The 18,512-nt window shown below is 44.5% G+C and carries 11 protein-coding genes; 5 read left to right on the plus strand and 6 right to left on the minus strand.

The genetic code is table 11. From position 1 onward, the window contains the following. The first annotated feature begins 98 nt into the window (after window positions 1–98). Both OCV36_RS16910 and OCV36_RS16915 read left to right on the plus strand, forming a co-directional pair. Entirely contained in the window at window positions 99–1,409 is a 1,311-nt protein-coding gene (locus tag OCV36_RS16910; protein WP_135456947.1) for a glycerate kinase type-2 family protein, read from the plus strand. Between the two features lie 191 nt (window positions 1,410–1,600). After that, window positions 1,601–2,218, plus strand: coding sequence for a TetR/AcrR family transcriptional regulator (locus OCV36_RS16915; protein ID WP_017075251.1), 618 nt, complete (start codon window positions 1,601–1,603; stop codon window positions 2,216–2,218). 95 nt (window positions 2,219–2,313) lie between these two features. Here the strand turns inward: OCV36_RS16915 and OCV36_RS16920 are convergent, their stop codons facing one another. Together OCV36_RS16920 and OCV36_RS16925 are read right to left on the minus strand one after the other, a co-directional pair. Next, window positions 2,314–3,564: a sensor histidine kinase gene (locus OCV36_RS16920; protein ID WP_065681054.1), complete on the minus strand. Its 1,251-nt coding sequence runs from the start codon at window positions 3,562–3,564 to the stop codon at window positions 2,314–2,316. Window positions 3,565–3,620: 56 nt separating this feature from the next. Next, window positions 3,621–4,319: a response regulator transcription factor gene (locus tag OCV36_RS16925; RefSeq protein ID WP_004732845.1), complete on the minus strand. Its 699-nt coding sequence runs from the start codon at window positions 4,317–4,319 to the stop codon at window positions 3,621–3,623. Between the two features lie 233 nt (window positions 4,320–4,552). Here OCV36_RS16925 and OCV36_RS16930 point away from each other — a divergent pair, with 233 nt between their 5' ends. Both OCV36_RS16930 and OCV36_RS16935 read left to right on the plus strand, forming a co-directional pair. Beyond that, window positions 4,553–5,377 (plus strand): efflux RND transporter periplasmic adaptor subunit, encoded by an 825-nt coding sequence (locus OCV36_RS16930; protein ID WP_135456949.1) that lies wholly within the window; start codon window positions 4,553–4,555, stop codon window positions 5,375–5,377. Between the two features lie 2 nt (window positions 5,378–5,379). Then, a complete protein-coding gene (locus OCV36_RS16935) occupies window positions 5,380–8,400 on the plus strand; it encodes an efflux RND transporter permease subunit (protein ID WP_135456951.1) in 3,021 nt (1,006 codons plus the stop codon). 69 nt (window positions 8,401–8,469) lie between these two features. On the opposite strand, the gene OCV36_RS16940 is transcribed toward OCV36_RS16935, so the two are convergent. Further along, window positions 8,470–10,344 (minus strand): methyl-accepting chemotaxis protein, encoded by a 1,875-nt coding sequence (locus tag OCV36_RS16940; protein ID WP_135456953.1) that lies wholly within the window; start codon window positions 10,342–10,344, stop codon window positions 8,470–8,472. A 542-nt stretch (window positions 10,345–10,886) separates the two neighbouring features. Between OCV36_RS16940 and OCV36_RS16945 the strand changes: the two genes are divergently transcribed. Continuing rightward, entirely contained in the window at window positions 10,887–12,323 is a 1,437-nt protein-coding gene (locus OCV36_RS16945) for an amidohydrolase (RefSeq protein ID WP_135456955.1), read from the plus strand. Window positions 12,324–12,513: 190 nt separating this feature from the next. Here the strand turns inward: OCV36_RS16945 and OCV36_RS16950 are convergent, their stop codons facing one another. The 3 genes from OCV36_RS16950 to OCV36_RS16960 all read right to left on the minus strand — a co-directional run bounded on the left by OCV36_RS16950 (window position 12,514) and on the right by OCV36_RS16960 (window position 18,484). Further along, entirely contained in the window at window positions 12,514–14,910 is a 2,397-nt protein-coding gene (locus OCV36_RS16950) for a hypothetical protein (RefSeq protein WP_135456957.1), read from the minus strand. A 200-nt stretch (window positions 14,911–15,110) separates the two neighbouring features. Further along, entirely contained in the window at window positions 15,111–16,349 is a 1,239-nt protein-coding gene (locus OCV36_RS16955; protein WP_017083059.1) for an alpha-xenorhabdolysin family binary toxin subunit A, read from the minus strand. A 770-nt stretch (window positions 16,350–17,119) separates the two neighbouring features. After that, window positions 17,120–18,484, minus strand: a complete 1,365-nt coding sequence (locus tag OCV36_RS16960; protein WP_135456959.1) for an 8-oxoguanine deaminase — start codon at window positions 18,482–18,484, stop codon at window positions 17,120–17,122. Window positions 18,485–18,512: the final 28 nt, after the last annotated feature.

Raw genomic sequence — 18,512 nt, forward strand, 5'->3', positions numbered from 1 at the left:
GCAGAGGTTGAAGTTGTTCCTTTCCAACTTGATCTTAGCAGGCACCCTTTGGCCTTGTATCGGGGTTCTTTTTTTCTCCGTCAACTAAGGAGTGGCTGATGGACATTGATGCTAAGCAGTTTCTACAAACCCTTTTCTCAAGTGCTGTTAATCAGGCGCTACCTAAAAATCACATCGAACCTTTTCTTCCTAAAGACATTTTTTATCGCTCAGCTAACCAAGCTGGGCGAACTGTGGTAATTGGCGCAGGAAAAGCCGCCGCGTCGATGGCCGCTGAGCTAGAGGCCGTCTGGCAAGTTAAGCAACAGCAAGATCTCGCACTGCGTGACCTTGAAGGTCTCGTCGTGACCCGCTACGAACACACTGCACCTTGCGAACACATTGAGGTGATCGAAGCGGCGCATCCCGTCCCGGATGCGATGGGCTTAGAAGTGAGCCAACGTATGCTGGAATTAGTGAGTGGCCTGAGTGCTGGCGACACCGTTATTTGTCTACTGTCTGGCGGCGGCTCTGCTTTGCTAAGTTTACCCGGTGGCGATATCAGCTTGGCAGAGAAGCAACAAATCAATAAAGTGCTGCTTAAATCTGGCGCAGCCATTGATGAGATGAACTGTGTTCGCAAACATCTATCTTCGATAAAAGGCGGTCGCTTAGCCAAAGCTGCTTATCCAGCAAGGGTTGTGTCATTGGCGATTTCTGATGTGCCGGGTGATGACATCAGTGTGATTGCCTCTGGCCCAACCGTACCCGACACCACCACGCGTTTTGATGCGATGGCAATTTTAGAACGTTATCAAATAGAAACACCACGCTCGGCATTTGAATGGTTAAATAATCCAGAGTCAGAAACCGTAAAGCCGGATGACGTCTGTTGGAAGAACGCCGAGCACCACATTATCGCGACCCCGATGTCGGCATTGGAATCCGCTGCAGCAGAAGCTGAAGGCTTAGGTATTCCGGCTTATGTGTTGAGTGATTGCATAGAGGGAGAGGCGCGAGATGTTGCGAAGGTTCACGCTGCGCTGGCTAAGCAAGTGGCCAATCACAAGCACCCATTTGAGACGCCTTGCGTGATACTTTCCGGTGGCGAAACCACAGTAACCGTTAAAGGCAATGGTCGCGGTGGGCGTAACTGTGAGTTCCTTTTAAGCTTGTATAACGAGTTAAAAGGGCAGGAAAACATATTCGCTCTGGCGGCTGATACTGATGGCATTGATGGTGTTGAAGATAATGCAGGTGCGTGGATCACGCCTCAAACATGGCAACAAGGTTCGAGCCTGTCGCTTAAAGCGCAGGACTACCTCGATGCCAACAACAGCTACGACTTCTTTAAGCAAGTCGGTGTGCTGTTGACCACAGGGCCGACGCTAACCAACGTGAATGACTTCCGCGCAATATTGATTCTTTAACCTGAACAGTTCGAATAGACTGAAAAACATTAAAGTTCAAAACGCATACTATTGAATGGTCGCTCTTCTCCACATAAGAGCGACCATTTTATTGCTATCAATGTTGTGACCTCGAGTTCTGAGATTATCTTCTGGACTAATGAAGCACGTTGATTACTATGGCTTTAGTAATGAGCTGTAAAGGATGCAACATGTCTAGGATCAGACAAAAGAATCAAGATTTAATCATCGAAGTCGCGTGTGAACAATTCGCTACTCATGGATATGCCGCAACAAAAATGGCCGATATAGCGAAAGCGGCCGACATCCCTAAACCTAATGTATTCTATTATTTCAGCTCCAAAGATAAGCTCTATAATGCCGTTTTAGAAACCGTCACTCAGCCCTTACTGGAAGCGTCACGTCCGATTGAAGAGCTCAGCGACCCTGTTGAAGCCTTGTCTCAATATATTCAAACCAAGCTGATCATTTCTCGCGATCATCCGCACGCCTCTAAGGTATTTGCTAACGAAGTGATGTCTGGCGCTAAAGTATTGCCGAAAGATATTGGTGACGAACTGTATAAGCAATCCCAAATGATCCTTGATAAGTTCTCAACTTGGTCAGCACAAGGCTTAATGGATGACGTTCCTGCACACCACCTGATGTTTACCATTTGGGCGGCCACTCAAACTTACGCCGATTTTGGCTGGCAGATTTGTAGCGTGATGCAGAAAGATCAGCTCGATGACAAAGATTATGAAGATGCCGCTGAATTCATCACTCAGCTGGTGATTAAAGGGTGTGGTGTTAAAGGAAAGGCGGAGTAGTTCATTCCTCAGATTCATTAATAAAGGACATCTCTCGATGTCTTTTTTTGTATACGCTGTTTCTTGTAAGAGCCGCTTTTGAATATACGCAGCTTTTATACATCGTTTCGAGAAAAGTTCGCAGTGCAGCCAGAGCTGTTTGATGTCGAGTTTGAATGCGCGTTATCGATCAGTGTTGATGTCCAGCCGTAACTGTCTCCGATACGTTTGACAATGATTAAACCTAGGCCGTGTTCTGTTTTAGTATCATCACTCAACCCTGCGCCAGTATCAGAAACGGAAATTGTGTTTGAGTTGATGGTCACCGAGATTTCACCTTGTATGGTAAATCGGATTGCGTTTTCAACATAGTTCTTCAACACCATATTCACCAAAGGTAATGGCATGTTAAGCGTGGTGTTTGGCTCAACGTTTAGCTCTAACGTGACACCTGGAGCCAACATCGTGTGGTACTTCGATAAATCGATAGCGGCTTCATCGATAGCCGTTAGTGTCTTTTCGGCGGAAGAGTTCTCTTGTTTGACAATGTTCAGTAGTACTTCAACGGTGGTGCTCATGCCATTGGCTGCGCCGAGAATACGATTACGTTGTTTGGTTTGAAATGCTAGGTCGCTAGGCTTCATTGCTTGCAGTTCGGCAGCGCCAGTCACAATCGCGATCGGTGTTTTCAATTCATGGCTCGCGTACTTCGCGAACATCATCTCTTGCTTTGATAGGCGGTCTTTCATCTTTGAGTAGCTATTGAGGTGCGAAGTGAGCAACTGCAGCTCATCAACGGTGTTGGTTGGGACGTGGAAATTATCGGACTCATGTTTGCTGAGCTGGGTGCTTAGGTTTTCAATTGGTGCCATCAGTTGGTCAAACACCCGCTTGAGGGTAATGCGTAACACAATGATCAACCCTAGCATCAGCAAGGTCGAGGTTGCCATCAATACGCCCCAACTGTCGTCCCACAAGTCCATGTCAAAGGAGCTGATGGCGATGTAAGTCGGAATGTTTTTGCCTTGGTCTTCGAAGGAAAAGTGATAGACGACCACGCCGGGAATAAGAATGTCTTCTTCAGAGAGTCTTATTTCAAAACGTTGGCGATCCACTGTATCCAGTGCCATGAGCGGTAGTTTTTTGAGTTGGTCGGTAAAGTCGCCTTCGCCATAATAAGCCGTCACATTGTCCGAGAGCTTTAGGCTACCTTCAGGTGAAAGGCGTTTGTAGAATTGTTCTGCCACATCTTTAAATGATTTCAGGTGGCTCTCGATTTGAGCTTCTTCCTGCCAAACTAAACGAAGCGAGAACACAAAAAATACCACGCATGAAGAAACCAGTGCGATGACAGCAAAGGTGCGCATGGTGCGGATCCTGACATCCTCGATGGAGTTGCCTAGCTTGGTTCGAATTTTCATGTTTATTGCGGCTCGCTTGCAGATAAAATCAATTGAAAACCGTGTTTAGGAATCGTCTTCAACATAGGGAACTTGAATGGTTTATCGAGGACGTTTCTTAACAAATAGATATGGCTACGGAGTACATCTTTGTCAGGAATGTCATCGCCCCAAAGCATGTATATCAAGCTTTCACGAGATACGACGCCGCCTTGAGCTTTCACTAACTCTCTTAGAATTTGGAACAAGATTGGTGTTAGGGTTAGGGTTTGTTTGTCTCTTGAGGCTGTGTGGGTTTTCTCATCAATCGTTACCTCGCCATAGCTTAAGATCTTTTGAGCAACCAAGCCTTTATTGCGTTTGATCAGCGCGCAAAGACGAGCTTCCAGCTCTGGAAATTTAAACGGTTTAGTGACAAAGTCATCGGCGCCGGAATCGAAGCTGCTTAATAGGTCTTCTTGGCCATTTAACGCGGTTAGCATCAAAATCGGTGTCGTTATGCCATTTTGGCGCAATTTAGCTGCCACTTGCATGCCGTTAAGCTTGGGCAACATGACATCGAGAACAATCGCGTCGAAGTCATTGTGCATGGCTAGATTAAGACCTTGTTCGCCATCAGAAGCAAAATCTGCGATTGCCTCTTTAACCTCTAAGAAGTCGGCAATAATGCCTTGTAGTTCGATATTGTCTTCAATGACTAGAATACGGCTGCGTTCAAGCATCGACTTGCTCCACTAAAATATCTGCTCTCATTAAAACGTCTGTTCCCATCAAAACAGCGACTCCCAGAAAAAATGTAGCCTACCTAAAATTATGTCGAATTTATGTCTAATTGATAGCGTTGATTAAAAAAATGGAGCTTCATCAGATTCTTTTTCAATGTCGAATCGACTTCGACTTTAATTCGACAAAGCCAGTTCAACAATAGTTCACATCAATAGGTGAAGGTTGAATTATGAAAACTAAAATTATCGCGCTGGCAGCACTTCTCGGTGTCTCAACGACTCAAGTACCATTAGCTCAAGCAACAGAGCTGATCGGTCACGTTCAAGGGTTAAACAGACACAGTGTTGTGGCTGAGGTGCCCGGTGTCGTGGAGATGAATAACCTTGAAGTGGGTGACGCCGTAAACCAAGAACAAATACTGGCTCAGATTAAAGCCGATGATTTTAAGTTTAGCGTGGATAAGGCTAAGGCCAATCTTACCCTTGCGCAGGCTGATCTAGCATTGCGAAAGGCTACATATAACCGCTATCAAGCTCTCATCAAAAAGAACAGCCTTTCAATGGGGGAGTTAGATACAGCACGTGCCGAGTTTCTCAGTGCTAAAGCTTCAGTTTCCGTCGCTCAAATCGATTACCAACAATCTCTAGTGGATCTCGAAAACACTCAAATTGAATCTCTTATCTCGGGCTACATCTCTAACAAACCCGCGCAATCTGGATCTTGGGTAAGTGAAGGAGATTTGCTTTATGAAGTGGTCAATATCGATAAAGTCACTCTGTCATTTATGGCGAGTGAGTATGACTTAAAGCATTTCATCGTTGGTCAGGAAGTCGTGGTGTGGTCTGAAACTAACCCAGAGATAAAAATGGAAGCGAATGTGCAGCGTATTGGTGTCGAGATGCAAAATTTAACCTACCCAGTATTGGTCGAGATCACCAACCAAGGGCATCAATTTAAGCCGGGGATGTCGGTTTACGCCTCGACAGATCTTTCGGTGACAAATATAACTACTGCTCAAACTGCATCGAACTTGAACCAAGGTAAAGGGCAGTAGAGATGAACTTTTTAGCATATTTCGCGAATCGTCAGTTTTTGGCTCGCATCATTACGGTAATGGTGTTGCTGACGGGGGCTATGTCGTTAATGCAACTCAAGTTGCAAGAGTATCCCGATGTCGCGATGGACACGGCGGAGATCGAAACCATCTATCCCGGCGCGACGGCTCAAGATATTGAACTGAATATCACGAATCCGATAGAGAAAGAACTTCGCTCTGTGGATGGCATTGCCTACTTTTCGTCTGAATCCTCAGAAGGGCGTTCTTTTATTGAGGTCGAATATTTGCCCGGTGAAGACGCGGCGGTGATCTTGAGAGATATACAACAAGCCATCGATCGAGTCGGAAACTTACCAAAAGATATTGATTCGCCACCGGTTGTGACTCAACAGAAAACCTCCTCTTTGGATGTGTACCATTTTGGTGTGAGTTTATCAGACAGCAACACCGATCTTGAGTCATTGCAGCACTACGCGTATCAGCTAGACAAGAGAATCAACAACCTTGGTGGTGTAGGTTCTATCAAGCTTTCTGGATTTAACGAACGAGAGTTTTGGGTCGAAGTTGACCCTGAGAAAGCACGCCGTTACCAAGTTGCTTTTGATGATGTGAGCACCGCGATAGAGCAGCATAACCTGTCTCAATCGGGTGGCTTTGTAGAGTCATGGAGCCAAGAGCAGAAGATCGTCACGATGACCAAAGTGGCTTCGACCAGTGATGTTTCTGATATCGTAATTAAGGCGTTAGATTCAGGTCAGGTCGTGCGTGTGTCTGATGTAGCAACGGTGATTGATACCTTTGCGCGAGCAACCGAAGATCCCGTTCTGAGTGGGAAACCCGCAGTGATTTTCTCAATCACAAACAGTGGCAGTGCGGATGTCATTACCACCATCGACAGCATTAAGGCCTTATTGGGCAAAGAAAGCGAACGCATTGGCGATCAATTTGTTTTCCAGACCAGCCTCGACCTTGGCAAAGACATGGGTGAGAAATTCACTATCGTGGCCACCAATGGTGCGATAGGTCTGGTGTTGGTTCTGCTGATCTTGAGCATGATCCTGCAACGACGCGTCGCCTTTTGGGTATCGGTTTCTATCCCGTTTTGTGTGTTCGGTGTGATGATTATTTTGCCGATTATTGGGCTTAATTTAGACAGCATCACATTGGCTGCATTGTTGTTGGTGATCGGTATTATCGTTGATGATTCAGTGATCATTGCTGAGAGTATTTTCCAAGAGAAGGAAGCGGGTAAAAAAGGTGTTGATGCTGCGGTGTCGGGTACGTTAAAGGTGATCAAGCCGTTGATGGCAAGCCTTGTGACAACGGCTTTGGTATTTATCCCAATGATGTTTATTCCAGGCACCATGGGCAAGGCGGTTGCGGTGATTCCAATTACCGTTATTGCTGCGCTCGTGTTCTCATTCATTGAATGTACCTTAACGCTGCCAGCGCATTTATCGTTGGCGAAAGAGAGCAACTCAAAGACACAAGAAAAAGATCGATTTGAATGGATAGCGAACCATTACCGTTCACTGCTCAATCTCGCTCTGAAACACAAGAAGTCAGTGATTGTATTGGCGTTGGTTGGCTTCTCCGTTTCTGGCTATTTAGTGTCTTCGTTGAAAGTGGATATCTTCCCAACAGAAGCGGGTAAATACATTGAGGTCTACACCGAAGTGAAGGCAGGCACGCCGCTAAGCAAGGTGCGAGAAGCCCATCAGTCGATAGAGAAAGCGATTGAATCCCTGCCGGAAACGGAACTGGTTAGCTATGAATTGGTTTACACATCACCTGTGTCGCAGGGCATCATCAACCTAACGAACTTTGACCAGCGCAGCCGTTCTGCAGAGCAGATTATCACGGCGCTTAATGAAGAGTTGAAAGTGGTGTCTGATGGCATGTTCATCAAGCTCTCGATTGATGCTGGTGGTCCTCCTCCCGGCGCCCCTGTTGAGGTACGTGTACTTGGCGGAACCGAGAGTGAACGTAATCAAACCGTGGATTTGGTGATGACTTGGCTAGAAGATTACAAAGGCGTGACCAGCATTAATCACAGTGAGGCACTGAAAGATCCTCAGCTGAATATTGTTCCTCAGTATCACTGGTTGGCGAAATACAACTTAACGGTGAGTGACTTATCGAATGCGCTGCGAGTCGGCTTTGACGGTAATAGCGTGACCTCCACTTGGCTTGGCGATCAAGAAGTCGATATCCGTGTTGTTCTGGACGAGCAATTTCGCGACATCGAGAAATTGAAAACGACTAAAATCTACACGGAAGAAGGGCAACAACTACCGCTCAGCCGACTAGCAACGGTTGAACCGATAGAAATCCCTCGTCTGATTAAGCACTATAACGGAGAGCGTGAAGTGACGGTGTCAGCGGCTTTATCTGACGAGAGTATTAGTTCAGTAGCATTAGCCGATGAGCTAATCACAGAGCTTACAGGTCAATATCCATCGAGCGTGACCATTAGCGTTGGTGGCGAAGCGGAAAGTACCAATGAGACCATGAGTGGCTTTATGGTGGTGTTCCCCGCGGCAATGGTGGCGATCTACTTTGTATTGGCGGTGATGTTCAACTCATTGTTGCAACCGCTGCTGATAATGGCGGTTATCCCGTTTGCGATTATGGCCTCATTAATGGCACTCGTGGTTCACATGCAGCCGATGTCTTTGTTTGGTTTGATTGGTGTTCTAGGCATGACAGGCGTGGTGGTCAACAACTCACTAGTGTTGATTAACCGGATCAACGAGCTAAGAATCGAAGGTTTAGATGCGATAACGGCAGTGACTCAAGCTGCGGTCAGTCGTCTGCGTCCGATTGTAATGACGTCACTGACCACGGTTGCTGGCTTGCTTCCTCTGGCTTATGGATTAGGTGGAACAGACGTGTTTATGGGGCCAATGTCGCTAACACTGGGCTATGGTTTGTTGTTCTCTTTGCCCGTTGTGCTCTTGGTGATTCCTGCAATGTATGCGTTGTTCTTTTCAAGAAAGTCGTGGCTGAAACCAGAATAAAGTGAAGATAACTACAAGTAAAAACGCCGATGTATATCGGCGTTTTTACTTAGAGAGAAGGTCTAGCTTTTATAATTTGAAGCGTTCTAGGATTTGTTGTTGTTTATCGATCTCGCTCAATTGCGCATCCATACCACTGCTCATTTCTACAGCTTGCTCTGCGATTTGTTGGCTCAATTGACTGATTTGTTGTGTATTACGATTTATCTCAATAGATACAGAGCTTTGTTCTTCTGCTGCGGCTGCTATTTGATCGTTAAAACCAGAAATATGGGTGATGTTTGCTTGTACAGAACTGAGTGCTTCAGTGGCTTTTTTAGCACAAGAAATAGCGTCTCTTGCACTTGCTTCACTGACGGTTATAGCTTGTGCCATTGAGCTAGTCCCATTCTTTAGCTGGTTTATTTTGGAATGTATCTCTGTTGTTGATTCTTGTGTTTTCAAGGAGAGTAAGCGTACATGGTCAGCGACTACCGCAAAACCTCGACCAGCTTGCCCCGCACGTGCTGATTCAATCGTTGCGTTCAAAGCCAGTAAATTGGTTTGATTAGCAATCTCACTAATAACATCCAAAATACTCGTAATGCTGTTTGTTGCTTCGGTTAGGTTGTCGGATTGAGTGGAGGCATGTTTAATACTGAGCGATAAGCTTTTGATCGTTTGTTCGGTTTTCTGAACAACATCGACACTCTCTACGACATTTTTTTCAGCAAAATTGGCACTCTCTGCCGCATCTTGGGCACTTTTGGCTGTATCGCGAGCAGAAGCCGACATTTGCTCCATGGCGGTCATTAAACTTCTTAACTCTGACATCTGATGATTTACATTGAATCCTGTATCTTGTGTTGTCTTTTGAGTTGTATCTGCTTGGCTTTTCAAGGTTGACGCCACTCTCTTTGAATCCAACATTTGAACCTGCAGGTTTTCAACAAATTGGTTAAAGTTCTCTGCCAATTCAGCAAACTCGAGGTCGTTGTCTGTTTTTAAGCGATGAGTTAGATCCGCTTCGCCAGAAGCGATGTTCTTGATTGCTGAATTTAATTCTTTGATCGGTCGGAACAGGTAACCAATCACCCAATACAAGAGAATAGAAATAACGATGACCGAAATTGAAGCCATTAATATTAGGTGGGAGGTTAGGTCATTTAGGCTAGAGAAAACACGTTCTTCATTTACAAGCGCACCAATATACCAATCTTCTCCTTTCACTTTTTGTAAACTGATCAGATGCAGTGCGTCATTGAGCATAACTTCTTTTACACCCGTTTCGAGTTCTACACCTGGAGCAAACTCGGTTAAAGGCTGACCGTTGTAATCACTGTTAGGGTGAGCAATCGTTGTGCCGTCACCTGTTACCATGAAAAGGTAACCTGAGTCGAATAGGTTGGTTTGATTTACTAGTTGTGCCATGGGGTTCAATGACACATCAAATACTACATTTCCCAAAAATTGATCATTGGGATCATTGATTGATGAAGAAACAGAAATGATCATATCGCCGGTAGATGAGTCTACATAAGGTTTGGTAACGACTATGTCATTTGATTGGCTCGCTGCGATGTACCAAGGGCGAGAGCGGACATCATAGCTTTCGTCAGGAATCCAACCATCATTCGATATGAGAAGACCATTATTCTCGTAGCCGATACCAACCGCTTGAAAGCTACTCTTCAAAGTCGAGGTCGATATTGCTTTGTACGCAAGGTCATGATTAGTAGCATCAATCATATTCAATGAATGGACTACTGAACCCACTAACTCACGGCTAGCGTTGAGTTGGTATGAAACTGTATAGCCGACGCTTTTGATTAGTTCTTGAACACTACGGTGTATATTTTCTTTAAAAGTATTGCTAGTGGCTTGTTGTTGAATTAAGCCGATACAAGTAATAACCGACAAGAACAGAAGACTGGTAGTGAGTATGATTTTGGATTGGAATTTCATTGAAAAAGTGCTGCATAGAAAGGTTGTTTTCAATGGTACAGGTCAGATGAGTGTATTTCTGTAATAAGCAATATAACCTTATATTCATTGACAGTGATCTTGCTTGTGGGATGAGCAAATTGATTTTAATACAAGTTTATACTTTGCGGGTGATGGGTTTCAGCATGTAATTTATAAGAATTTCAAAGGTCTATCATCCTAATGTTTGGAAAGATTAAGTAACCTATTCACGCAATCTAAAAGAAATCGAGCCATACATTTATGGTCGGAGATTAGAATGAATACTTATGTCGAATTTCACCAAAATTAAATGGCCTGGAACTTGGCTGTGTAGTGTTTGTTTTGTATTTCTGTGACCCGTTGTGCAATAACTCATTTATCTTGAATTCGGTTCGATTAGGTATGCCATTTTATTTAAATGACAGGTTATAGTATCGCGAAAATTGGCGGCACTTACTCTTCTGAAAAGCGAAAAGCGAAAAGCTGGAAACTTATAGATGAAGCCGCTAACAATATTACACGCACAACATTAAGGTTTAGCAATGACGCTTAAAAGTTTGGCATGCACCATCAGCGCAGTTCTACTGGCAGGTTGCGGTTCAACGGTCGCGACGCAAACATACAACGCCGATCTGATCATCACCAATGGACAGGTTCTCACCATCAATTCAGAAATGGATGTGATTGAAGACGGTGTTGTTGTGGTGAAAGATGACCAGATTATCGCAGTGGGCAACGAGGATTTGATCACTCAATATCGCGCTGAAAAGGTGATTGACGCCCAAGACGGGATTGTTATGCCGGGTATGGTCAATGCGCACAACCATTTACCTATGATCGCGTTCCGTGGATTAGGAGAAGAGGGCATCTCGAACCGCTTGTTCGCTTACTTCTTCCCTCTAGAAGCCGAAAAGCTAAGCCGTGAACTGATTTACAACGCAACCAAGCTTGGCTCTATCGAACTAGCACAAAGCGGTGTAACCACTTATGCCGATATGTATTACCACATGGATGAAATGGCCAAGGCGACCAAAGAAGTTGGCTTGCGCGCCGTGTTGGGCGAAACCGTGATTAAGTTTCCAGTGGTCGATGCTAAAGAACCTTACGGTGGGATTGAGTATGCCAAAGGCTTTATTGAGCAGTACAAAAACGACGAGTTAATCACACCTGCTTATGCACCACACGCGGTGTACACCGTGAGTAAAGATAAGCTGCAAGAAATCAACAAGCTGTCTGCTCAATACGATGTGCCGGTGCTGATTCACGTTGCTGAATTCCCGAATGAAGAAAAGCGCATCAAAGACGAAACCAAAGCGACATCGCCAGTTGAATACATGGATGAAATCGGTGTGCTTGATGAGCGTGTAGTGATTGCTCACGGCATCCACCTTTCAGAAAATGACCAAAAGCTTCTCAAGCAAGCTGACGCGGGTATCTCATACAACCCAATGGCGAATGCCAAAGGGGCGACAGGCATTGTGCCTGCTTGGGAGATGTATCGTGCCGATATGCGCATTGGCTTAGGAACCGACGGGCCAATGAGCTCCAATCAAGTCGATATCATGCGTACTCTAAGTTACGCAGCTAACATGCAGCGCTTAAAGCATTCAGACCGCACCATTATGATCCCTGAGCAAGTGATTGAAATGGCAACCTTAGGTGGCGCGAAAGCCCTACACATGGAAGACCAAATTGGTTCTCTGGAAGTGGGTAAAAAAGCGGACATCGTGATTGTAGAAACACAATCAGCGAACATGATGCCAAGTTACGACCCATACGCGACATTGGTTTACCAAGCGAACCCAAGCAACATCGACACCACTATCGTTAACGGCCAAATCGTAATGGAAAACCGCGTGATGCAGACGGTTCAACTGGATGAAATCCGCCAAAGTGTCGATGAGTTTGAAACAGATATCAAAGCGTTTGCCAAAGAGCTTTCTAAGAAGGCGATTAAGTCTAAGAGCTTGATGGATTAGGCCGTGAATCGGATTCTAAAAATCGAATAGAAGTAACAAGGCCGACATCATGTCGGCCTTTTTTTGTTACGAACTCTCTCCAGAACCTTACTCCTTGAACCTCAGTTCTTTGGATGACAGCAACACTTGGTTAATTGAGGTTGCACTTGGTTAGTTAGAGAAGATCTTGATTAATTAAAGTAACACTTAACTAATTAGAGCAACTATTGCCATTAGGGATACCGCTACCTAAGAATTCGACGCGAATCTGTTCGATATCTTTTAGATACTGGTTGTTCGCTTGCTCGGTTTTATCAAAGTTGTTAAGCGTGACATTCCATGAAGTGAATGGGGTGGGCTGGAAGTACGCGTATTCGAACTTATTCGCTACGGCGCCATCTGTAATGATGCTGATGTCGTTGGTGGTTGGATCATCAATGCGATAGTAGAACGCGCGTGACACGGGGTTAGAGCTGAACTGGTAATCTTGATTTTCGTATCGATCGGCATAGTTGCCTGAACTGGAGACACGCAGGTTGAGTTGCTTGCCATAAGGTAAGTTTTCACCCTCTAAGAACACTCGTACCGTGGATAGCCTAACGCGGTCAAACGAACAGAGTTGGACTTGCTCTAATGGAATAGAGAAGTTGAGCTGTCCGGTTGTTGCAAAGCTTTCGAGTTGTTCTGGGCTGGAAATGGTGTAGTTATCGATGGTGAAATCTTGTGGCGCGGGTTGGAAAGAAGACAGAGCATTCACATACTCACTTTCGATGGACGCCAAATCAAATTGGTAGTCCAAGTAGCTTTTGTTGAGAGAAGGCGTGATCTCGCTTGGCTTCAATGCCCAATATTCGTATGCCTGAACATAGTTAGATAAAGCAACGTACATCGGACGTTTGAAGTGCATCAATACTCTCGACAGTTCACGTTCAATCGAATCGAAGTTGTCGGTGTCTACTTGATAACCCCCAATTGCATCATTCAGTCTTTGCTGTTGATTGATGGTTACGTTATTGGTTAACAACAAGTCGACCAGCTTTGCTTGTTCCTGAGCAAAGTTAAGCTGGGTGATGTTAATTGCCTTACCCAGAAGCACCTGTTTCTCAAGCTCAAGTAAGTACTGTCTCGTCCCTTTTATTCCCAAACTATCAGCATATCTTAAGTTGCTGCGGATCTCGGTGATCATCAGATCCCACGCTAGATTACTTTCATTGATGGTTGGGATATTGAAGTTAAAGCCATCCATCGCTTCCGATATCTTCTGGAACTTGATAGTTGATTTAATATCCGCGGTGAGCTGAGAGATGCCAGAAATCGTTTTAGTGACGCTATCAATAATGCCCGTGACAGACTTGATATTGGTGACGAGGTTTTTCGCTTTTTCTAATGCTTCTGGGGTTTTAGCCAATTGCTCGGTTAGGTCATTGACCCCTGAAAGGTTGCCTGTGAACACGCCACTCACTGCACTGCCAATCTCGGCTATTGCTTTGAAAATCGCCAAAGCTGCGTTGAGTTGCTGCTGGGTTTTCCAATTCTCTACGCCAACTAGATAAGTCGTTCTTGCATCGAGAGTCACTAACTCCTGAGCTTTGTATTGGCTATCTACCTCGGTCAGGCTATCGCCTATCTTGTCTATGTTGGATTGGGTTTGTGTGATAATCGAGCTTTGAGCGCGAAGAACGTCTTCGATGTTAGCGAGCGCTAACTTAGCCGCTTCAATCTTGTCTTCAATGACCGTGTTTCTATCTTGAATAATGTTCCATTGAGCTTGATACGCGACCATCGCTTTCAGATACGCTTCGTATTTATCTTGGTACAACACCTTATCGAGATAAGGCACATAGTGGCTCTCTTTGGTACTGAAGCTAATGAATTGTTTGAACGCGACGGTTTGCAAGTAAAGGTCTGAAAGGATTGGATCCTCTTCTACCACTGAACCTGAGTAACGTAAGCTCTGTTCAACCCAGTTGATGAGGTCGAGGCTAAGCTCTGGGTTGGTATCGAACAAGCTAGCAGCCATATCAAAAGAACGATTAACAATGTCTGTAAAAGGCTCAGAAGCCAATTTCATTTGCCCTGTGATGTTCGAGTCGATGGTGGTTCTTCGGTAGTGCTCTCCTGCTAAGACAACGGATTCGCCATCACCGATTTTCCCTGTTAGAGCGTCTCGTGTAATGCTGCCATCGCTTTGGAAAGCGAGCACATTAATCGGTGTCTCTATCTCGCCCGCAATCACAGAAATTGAGGCAGCAGAGCCTTGTTGTCCTAGCACAAATGTCGGCGTGCCTTGACCAACGATTTTGCGTGCAAAAATCAGGATATTTTGGTTATTTACGAGCAAGTTGAAGTTTTCTGGAACCTCAATCGTATCTGCAAAAATGACAACTTTTGAAGGCTTAGTGACATAGAGGTTCTGCTCTGCAATCCAGTCACTTAGGTTGATGTGTAAATCGGATGTTGAACGCGATAGGACGCCAACATCGGAATAGGCAGATTGAACCCAGGTTGGGTATTCGGTTGAATTGGGTAAATTGTTCAATTCAAGCCAGTCGCTAGAAAAAGCCTGTGGAGAAAATGAAAGAGAAATAATAATAGGTAGAAGTCTCATATTTATGTCCTGTCGAAATTAGTAGTCACCAAATTTTGGGTAGCAGAAGCCGCCACCTTAATTTGCTTAAGGTGCGGCTTCTTATTCGGAAGGTAATTTGGCTATCTTGTTATATTTTTAGCAGTTTCGTTGCCGTGTATAGCGTTTCTGTATATAGCGTCGATTTTATCTGTCGCGCTACTTTTCGATAGGTATAGGGACTAATCCATTTTTTGGATATATGCATTGTTTGCGAACGCTTTTGCTTTCTCACTAATATTACTCCAGTTACTTTCTGCAACTGTTGTATTCGCAAGAGCGCCTATCGCACCAAGCATGGTATCGTCTCTCATGATATCGGCATTATCTTGAGCTTGTTCTAGTGCAACGAGCAGTGAAGTGAAGTCGGCATTCATTTTCTGCCAATTCAGTTTCAGCTTATTAATATGTGGAATCGCATTTTCAATTTGCTGAGAAATTATCTCGATACTCTCCGAAGAGCGATGATAAGAGTTATATATTTTTTGCGTGTAAGTTAACTGCTCTTGAAGCTCTTTTACTTCGTTTTGTAATTCGTTACGAAGTTTGCGTGCTTTTTCTGCTTTATCGCCGTAGACGCCCATAATTGGCCCTGCAACCAGAGGGAACCAAGCATAAGTCACTGCGGTAGAGGCGACCGTAACGTAGTGAGTGTAATCTTTGTTGAGTTGAGTGATACGTGCATTGATGTCATTCACTCGTTGCTGAAGCGCACTGCCATCATCGCTTAGATAACCGTTATGGGTACCTTCCAACACATCTAGCTGCAATTTTTGCGTGTCCAGTGTGGCTGAAAATTCCAATAGACTTCCGCCAACGTCAGACACTTCTTGTTGGTATTTCATGGAAAAGTTCTGCAGGCTTTTTAGGTAAGCAATCGCCATTTTTCTGTTGCGTTCTACTGCTTCTATATCTTCCGGCAGTGGCGAGAATGCTTTGGCCAACATTTCATTCAAAGCATCGCTCAAAGGGGTGAGCATGTAGTCTTTAATTTGTGCGTAATTGGCCAAGCTTAATGAAAGGCCAACGATGCTTGGGTAAAGGTCTTTTTTCCAATAAAAGGCAGTATCGTGAATGTTTGAGTATTGCTCGACCAGTGCTTGAAAATTAGAGAAAGGAATGTCGTTAGGAATACTTAAAGTCGACTTCATACTGGCTTCTGTCACAGGCAGTGCTAAAGCACCTTCGACATAGGCTTGGATCTGATACCACTCTTGCTGTTTGAGAATAAAGTTGTCGGTATCTAAATCAATAAAGACGCCATTCTCACCGATTATCGTATCGTAGGTGACTTGAGGTATGTTTTGTTCAGCTGACGCTTGGTTAACTTGAACTGGCGCTGCTTGAGAAGTGAAAGCAAAAGAAGAAAGTAGCCCAATTGAAATCGAAGATAGTACGAGTGTTTTAGTGATTTTTTTCATCGTTTAGCCCTGTTAGATTTGTTATTAGCTTTTTACAAAGACAATAATCCCCCTACCATTCGATGGCATTTTTAAATATTTATGAAGGGTTATTGAATAGTTTTATATTGTTATTCTTATAATTATTTTTTGTTTTTAAAATAGACCCCTTTAATGTGTTTTTTGTTTTTATAAGATTTGGTCAATCTATAGTAGATTTATAATGAAAAGTTCTATTTAGATCACATATTTGGATTCATATTGATTGATTGTTGATCTATTGAATTTAATGATATTTAAGTCACTACTCTTGTGTCTTTTGTCAGGCTAGGTATGGAAAGGTCTCGAGAGGTTTTTATTCTATTCATAAATGCGATAAGTGATAAAAGTATAATTATCCTCATAATTTCCATTATTACTAAATCTGTTGATTAATTTGATGAATATATAAATAGAACGAGCGTTTTAAATTTGATCTGTGCCAGATAATGTACGGGTTGCTTTATATTAATCGAAAGTTTAATTAGTGAATGTTTTATTAGTTAATATTAAATTAGATTGCATTTAATTAGCTTGTCTTCAATTAGTGAAGGTTTATATTTCGTTCTGATAGGGATGGAACTATTTAAGTAAACTGACTAATACATAGCCTGAGAGGCAATCATGCCTGCAGATTTTTGCGGGTGTTTTCGAATGTTTATGGGGTTTTAGAATCTTTGCGGATGTTCTGGGTGTTTGCCCATCAAAACCACTCACTTCTGCTTGCAGTGTTTGATGGGCAAGTGTCTTAGTTAGTTGTTATTCATCGCCAGCTTACCGAGCTTCATGGCGGCAGCATGGTGGCGGTGCATCAGTTGCTCCATGTCTACTCCAATTACTGCTCCATCGTTAACTCGCCATTTTCCGGCTACCATCACTTTATCCGCTTGTTGAGCTCCACAAAGTAGTAGTGCAGCCAGTGGATCGTGGCTGCCAGAGAAACGAATATCATCGAGTTTGAACATCGCGATGTCGGCTTGTTTTCCGACTTCTAGTGTACCGATATCCGTTCTACCCATTGCGCGTGCTGAGCCTGACGTTGCCCAGCGCAGTGCGTCGAAGTGTGAAACGTTGGCAGAGCCATACTGCAGGCGCTGTAAGTACATCGCCATGCGCACTTCTGCAATCATGTTCGAGCCGTCATTGGAGGCCGAACCATCAACACCAAGCCCGACTTTTACGCCAGCGGCTTCAAGGTCGTTGTTCTTACAAATACCGGAAGCCAGCATCATGTTGGACGTCGGGCAGTGGCTGATGCCAATGCCTGCTTTGCCCAATCGTTTGATCTCTTCTGGGTTGAAGTGAATGCCGTGTGCAAGCCAAGTGCGTTCATTCAGCCAGCCCACATCTTCTAGGTAATCGACAGGGCGTAGACCGAACTTCTCGATACAGAAGTCCTCTTCATCGAGCGTTTCGCATAGGTGAGTGTGCATCATCACGTTCTCACGCTCACTGATCTTAGCGGTCTCTTTCATTAGATCGGTGGTGACTGAGAACGGCGAACAAGGCGCGAGTGCGATTTGAATCATCGCCCCTTCATCGCGCTGGTGGTAATCGCGGATCAAGCGTTGGCTGTCATCGATAATGGTTTGTTCGGTTTGAATGGTGTGTCGTGGAGGTAGCCCACCTTCATCTTCCCCAAGGCTCATGGAGCCGCGCGTAAATATCGCTCTTACACCTAGTTTCTCTGCGGCCTCAACTTGTAAATCGATGGCGTGCTCTAGCCCGTTTGGCAGCAAGTAATGATGGTCTGACGCTGTGGTACAGCCTGACATCATTAATTCAACCAGAGCTAACTCTGTGGCAAGGCTCATCATCTCCGAATCGAGGTTGGCCCAAACTGGATAGAGGCTTTGTAGCCAATGGAAGAGTTCTTTATTCAGTGCGCCGGGGTAGGCACGCGTTAGGGTTTGATAGAAGTGGTGGTGCGCATTGATAAGCCCAGGAGTCACAACATGACGAGAGGCGTCGACGCTGTAATCTACGGGTAAGGTTGGCTCTTTGTGTTTACCAACCAGCTCAATGATTTTATTATCTTTAATGACAATACCGCCTTCTGCATCAGCCAGCGAGCCAGTGTAGATTGCGAGAGGATTCTTAATCCAGATGGTTTCCATTCATAGTAGTCCTTAGCCATCTCAGCCT

The sequence above is a fragment of the Vibrio echinoideorum genome (assembly GCF_024347455.1).
GTDB lineage: Bacteria > Pseudomonadota > Gammaproteobacteria > Enterobacterales > Vibrionaceae > Vibrio > Vibrio echinoideorum.

Excerpts from the sequence above, each read along its gene's own strand:
- OCV36_RS16910 (WP_135456947.1), top strand. The coding sequence starts at position 99 with ATGGACATTGATGCTAAGCAGTTTCTACAAACCCTTTTCTCAAGTGCT.
- OCV36_RS16915 (WP_017075251.1), top strand. The coding sequence starts at position 1,601 with ATGTCTAGGATCAGACAAAAGAATCAAGATTTAATCATCGAAGTCGCG.
- OCV36_RS16920 (WP_065681054.1), bottom strand. The coding sequence starts at position 3,564 with ATGCGCACCTTTGCTGTCATCGCACTGGTTTCTTCATGCGTGGTATTT.
- OCV36_RS16925 (WP_004732845.1), bottom strand. The coding sequence starts at position 4,319 with ATGCTTGAACGCAGCCGTATTCTAGTCATTGAAGACAATATCGAACTA.
- OCV36_RS16930 (WP_135456949.1), top strand. The coding sequence starts at position 4,553 with ATGAAAACTAAAATTATCGCGCTGGCAGCACTTCTCGGTGTCTCAACG.
- OCV36_RS16935 (WP_135456951.1), top strand. The coding sequence starts at position 5,380 with ATGAACTTTTTAGCATATTTCGCGAATCGTCAGTTTTTGGCTCGCATC.
- OCV36_RS16940 (WP_135456953.1), bottom strand. The coding sequence starts at position 10,344 with ATGAAATTCCAATCCAAAATCATACTCACTACCAGTCTTCTGTTCTTG.
- OCV36_RS16945 (WP_135456955.1), top strand. The coding sequence starts at position 10,887 with ATGACGCTTAAAAGTTTGGCATGCACCATCAGCGCAGTTCTACTGGCA.
- OCV36_RS16950 (WP_135456957.1), bottom strand. The coding sequence starts at position 14,910 with ATGAGACTTCTACCTATTATTATTTCTCTTTCATTTTCTCCACAGGCT.
- OCV36_RS16955 (WP_017083059.1), bottom strand. The coding sequence starts at position 16,349 with ATGAAAAAAATCACTAAAACACTCGTACTATCTTCGATTTCAATTGGG.
- OCV36_RS16960 (WP_135456959.1), bottom strand. The coding sequence starts at position 18,484 with ATGGAAACCATCTGGATTAAGAATCCTCTCGCAATCTACACTGGCTCG.